This is a genomic window from Caballeronia humi (assembly GCF_001544475.1).
GTDB classification, from domain to species: domain Bacteria; phylum Pseudomonadota; class Gammaproteobacteria; order Burkholderiales; family Burkholderiaceae; genus Caballeronia; species Caballeronia humi.
In genome coordinates this window covers 1-1,074 of sequence record NZ_FCNW02000198.1, presented here as the reverse complement: position 1 = coordinate 1,074, position 1,074 = coordinate 1, and the positions used below count along the sequence as shown (strand labels likewise).

Sequence of the window (1,074 nt, the reverse complement as noted above, 5' to 3'; positions counted from 1 at the left end):
GGGTGTGCGCCGTGAAAAGGTGGCGCTTTCCAGTGGGTGCAAGTCCCACCCGGCAACCGCTCCAGCCGGAAGCAACCGGAGCAGCTATGGAGGTAACGAAGTGGCTGAAGCCTTCGGTGATGCGTGTCACAAATTGGTGACAGCGCGAGTGTGCAGGCCGTAACGCGAGTGAACGCCGAGCAAGCCTCGAAAAGGTCGATGCGCAGGCCGACCCGACGACCCTATCGGGGAAGGCTGATACGGCTGGGTGAATGAGCAGGCTGGACGCCCAGCCGCTGCGCCGGGGTAGTGGCGACAGCATGTACACAAGGAAAGCGTACGCAACACGGGAAGTCCCTTGGCGTGGTCAGGGATGACCAACCGGACGCCCGCGAGGGACAGGCCGGGCGCCTTGGGATGACGGAGAGGCCCGTAGTACCGCTGAAACCGGGTAACGCTGGTGGAGGGAAGGGGCCTCAGTTCAAGACAGACGCAATACGTAGTGAGGACGTGGAGATTGGGCAACCTATCAACTCCGATTCGTGTTCAGAAGCTGCAGATGGCGTTACACGCGAAAGCGAAGGCAGAAGCCGGGTATCGCTTCTACGCGCTGTACGACAAGATCTATCGCGAGGATGTGCTGGCGCATGCGTACGCCCAGTGCCGCTCGAACAGGGGCGCGCCGGGTGTCGATCGCCAAGACTTCGCGGAGGTCGAATCGTTTGGGGTGCAGAAGTGGCTCGGCGAACTGGCGCTTGCGCTCAGGCAGGAGAGTTACCGGCCGGACCCTATCAGAAGAGTGTTTATCCCGAAGGCCAATGGCAAGCTAAGGCCACTGGCCATCTCGACCTTGCGAGATCGGGTGTGCATGACAGCAGCGATGCTGGTGCTCGAACCGATCTTTGAGGCGGACCTTCCACCAGAGCAGTACGCTTACCGGCCGGGCCGAAACGCCCAGCAAGCGGTGATCGAGGTGGAGGAGCGGCTGCATAGAGGGCAAACGGACGTTGTTGACGCCGACTTGGCGGACTACTTCGGAAGTATTCCCCACGCCGATTTGATGTTGTCGCTTGCGCGACGCATCGTCGATCGGCG

Annotated in this window: 1 protein-coding gene; it reads left to right on the top strand. The window is 61.5% G+C overall.

Going from position 1 to position 1,074, the window contains the following annotated elements; all coding sequences use genetic code 11:
* Nucleotides 1–496: 496 nt before the first annotated feature.
* A partial coding sequence (locus AWB65_RS35010) for a reverse transcriptase domain-containing protein (RefSeq protein ID WP_235008115.1) occupies nucleotides 497–1,074 on the top strand: 578 nt, incomplete at its 3' end.